Raw genomic sequence first — 3015 nt, forward strand, 5'->3', positions numbered from 1 at the left:
ACCGTGAGCCCCTCAGGGCTCTATCCAGGGTGGGTCAATATTGGATGGAAACGGTGGGTCAGAATTCGGTGGAAATCAACAAGCGGGTGGAGCAGGAACTGAAATCGGGCGTTCGGATGGCTCTTCGCTTCGGACGGGATGCCAGCGTGACCGATGGCAACTTCTTCATCCTGGGTGGTCAACTTGCCTATGTGGCAGAGGTCGGCGAGACGATCAAAGCACCCAATGGCGAAAACGATGCCCGTCTGCGTGTCATCTACGCGAACGGTACCGAGAGCAACCTTTTGCGTCGTTCTTTGCAGCGTGCACTCTACAAGGACGACACAGGCAGACGACTTACAGACCCAAACATGGGCCCCCTGTTCAGTGACGAAGTGGAACCCGAAGACATCGAGTCAGGCACCATTTACGTACTTCGCAGCAAGTCCGATCACCCGTTTGTGACGCAGCACCGTGAGTTGATTCACAAGATCGGTGTGACAGGGGGCAAGGTCGAAACGCGGATCGCGGGGGCGGAGAACCAGGCGACCTACTTGCTGGCGGGTGTGGACATCGTCGCGACCTACAAGCTCCACAACGTCAACCGGGTGAAGCTTGAGGGACTTTTCCACCGCGTGTTTGGTTCAGCCCAACTGGACCTCACCATCCAGGACCGTTTTGGCAAGCCAGTGAAGCCTCGTGAGTGGTTCCTTGTGCCACTACACGTGATCGATGAGGTTGTCCAACGACTGGTGGACGGCACACTCACGGGTGTCGTTTATGACCCCCAGGCAGCTTGTCTTGTTGCCAATAAGTGAGTTGGGAAATGCCCACACCGATTATTTTTGATATTCACGTTTAAAGCGTGTTGATTTAGACAACATAGGCCGGTATTATGTAGGCTGGATCGATTGGTTTGATAAGCGATTTATCCTGCTGACTGATTATGCAATCTCATGTCAGTAATCATTATTGCGCTTTGTGTTTTGCAAACTATTACGCAGCGGATATTTAAATGATGGAAACGCATCGATTCAACTTCGACACGAAAAAAACATCTCGCCCCCCAGTTTATTGGGTCAGATATTTTTCAATAGGACTAACCATTTTGCTTTGCACTCTAATTTCTGCTTGTGGGCAGACGCAAAGTGAATCAAAAATCGATTCCACCCTAAAGGGCAAGGCGATTGAATTAATCAAGTCAAGCAAGTTCTCTATTGGCAAAGAAGATGGTGGATTGTGTGACTCGTTAGAGGATGTAAAAATCACCGATCTAGTTTTTGGCACGGTCAAGTCTCCCGAAGTTCTTGCCGAAAATGCTCCAAGGATACCAGCTTTATATGCAAAGCAGGAGTTCACATGTGTCATTCGACTATTTGGCAGAAAGGACCGCGAGGAACAGTGGGTGATACTTGGACTTGATGAGCAATTTCAGATGTATCGTTGCCTTCGTGTCGGGCCTAAGAAGGTCGTGGATCAAGTGGCAGAAGAGTGTGATTTCATGGTCCGAGAAGGCGATGCGTCGAAATTGCAAAACTCATCCTCGTCACCTAAGGCTTTGGAGTTTACTAGCGTATCCGGCTTGGTGGCGGGGTTTAAAGAAAATGAAATCCCGGCACCCGTATTGAACGACGTTATTTCCGCCTCCAAGGCATGCGAAGATTCGGGCGGGAAAAGTTTGCCGATGGACAATGTAAAACTTTTGCAAATAACAGATATCACAGGTGACGGCTTACCAGACTACATTATCCGGACTGATGCAATCTACTGCGAGGGTAGTGTTGCATTTCTTGGAAATTCTGGGGGAAGCGTGACAATTTATGCGCGAACGGGAGATGTCTCGGTAGTAAAAGTATTTGGCAGCCCTGCGACTGATCTTGAAATTAAGAAGAATGGTAGCTCGTCTCAAGTCTATATAGGTGTTTCGGGGGAGCTGTGTGGCCAAAAAGCAAACGAAGATACACCGCGCAGTGATTTGAGGTATTGCTCACGACCGCTAAAATGGAACTCGGAGTTGGGGAAGATGGAACTCGCTCCCATCGAGGGTATTCAGACTATAAAGCAGTAATTGCTGTCAGTGTGCCCACTTCTACTTATGAGCGGGAGAGTTTCATGAGTCCTGAGCAATTTATGAAAAACTTTAATTGGTCAATGGAGACATTTCTTGTTGCGAGGAAAACTAAATTCCAATGCGCCTACTGCAATCTATTTTTCTTCAAGGACATTGATAGCTGGACTCAATTCAACGTTGATCATTTGCGTCCACGTAAAGATGGCGTTCGCGATGAACGTATAGCGAACAAAGTCGCAGCCTGTTGGACTTGCAACAAACTGAAATCAAACTTTGATCCTGGGGGTGATGACTGCATTGTCTCAAAGCTAGAGCTTATTGAGCGGGCAAAATCTTACATAATCGAAGTTCGAAATCGACGATCTGAGAAGGTTGTTGCGATGCGAAATGCAATGAACCAATTGAACGATTGAACGTAAAGGCAGCGGTGCAGGGTCGTTCAACGCGGACGTAGCAACTACTGTGAAACGCCTGCGTGTAGGTGTTTTGTCTTCGATTGAGCTGCACTCATGGTGTGATTTCAGGCCAAGTAACTATCAGCGTTCGAGGCGGATTCAGACCGAAATCAGTGAAGCACTCTGCCACTACCCAACTCATGACGAGCAACCAGCTTCTGGTACTCCAGCTCTTCGAGTGCATCAACCACTGCCGCCAGCTTCATGATGGCTTCAATGGAAACCTCTGGCGGCGTCGTCGAACCATCATGAGTAGTGGCCTCTGCCAGGGCATCTAGAGCGGCTTCTAGTGCCTTCTCGACGTCAGGTGACGGGTCGGTCATCAGAAGCTTCCACAAGGCCATTTGAAGCGTTCATGGTACACACCTAAATAGACTCGTGATACCCTTGAACATGTGACACATTCATGTAGCACATGAGATGAAAAAGGTGACGGGCCTTCCCGCATGGCAAAGCGGCCAACCGGGTCAGGTGGGGAACCAAGCAGCCCTAACTGTGGAGTCAGTGCCG

Annotated in this window: 4 protein-coding genes and 1 other RNA gene; 4 read left to right on the forward strand and 1 reads right to left on the reverse strand. The window is 49.1% G+C overall.

The window, feature by feature from the left end; genetic code table 11:
* The 3 genes from ACFQU0_RS10365 to ACFQU0_RS10375 form a co-directional block, all read left to right on the forward strand.
* On the forward strand, window positions 1–797 hold a 797-nt coding region (locus ACFQU0_RS10365; RefSeq protein WP_382200447.1), incomplete at its 5' end, for a GIY-YIG nuclease family protein.
* A gap of 197 nt (window positions 798–994) precedes the next feature.
* The gene (locus ACFQU0_RS10370) at window positions 995–2047 is read left to right on the forward strand and encodes a hypothetical protein (RefSeq protein WP_382200448.1); all 1053 of its coding nucleotides are present in this window, start codon (window positions 995–997) and stop codon (window positions 2045–2047) included.
* Window positions 2048–2091: 44 nt separating this feature from the next.
* Window positions 2092–2463: an HNH endonuclease gene (locus ACFQU0_RS10375; RefSeq protein WP_382200450.1), complete on the forward strand. Its 372-nt coding sequence runs from the start codon at window positions 2092–2094 to the stop codon at window positions 2461–2463.
* A 152-nt stretch (window positions 2464–2615) separates the two neighbouring features.
* Here the strand turns inward: ACFQU0_RS10375 and ACFQU0_RS10380 are convergent, their stop codons facing one another.
* Window positions 2616–2828, reverse strand: coding sequence for a hypothetical protein (locus ACFQU0_RS10380; protein ID WP_382200452.1), 213 nt, complete (start codon window positions 2826–2828; stop codon window positions 2616–2618).
* A 108-nt stretch (window positions 2829–2936) separates the two neighbouring features.
* Here ACFQU0_RS10380 and ffs point away from each other — a divergent pair.
* Window positions 2937–3015: signal recognition particle sRNA small type (gene ffs, locus ACFQU0_RS10385), an RNA gene on the forward strand; the annotation flags it as partial.

This window comes from Hydrogenophaga defluvii, from assembly GCF_042665235.1.
Lineage (GTDB): Bacteria > Pseudomonadota > Gammaproteobacteria > Burkholderiales > Burkholderiaceae_C > Hydrogenophaga > Hydrogenophaga defluvii_A.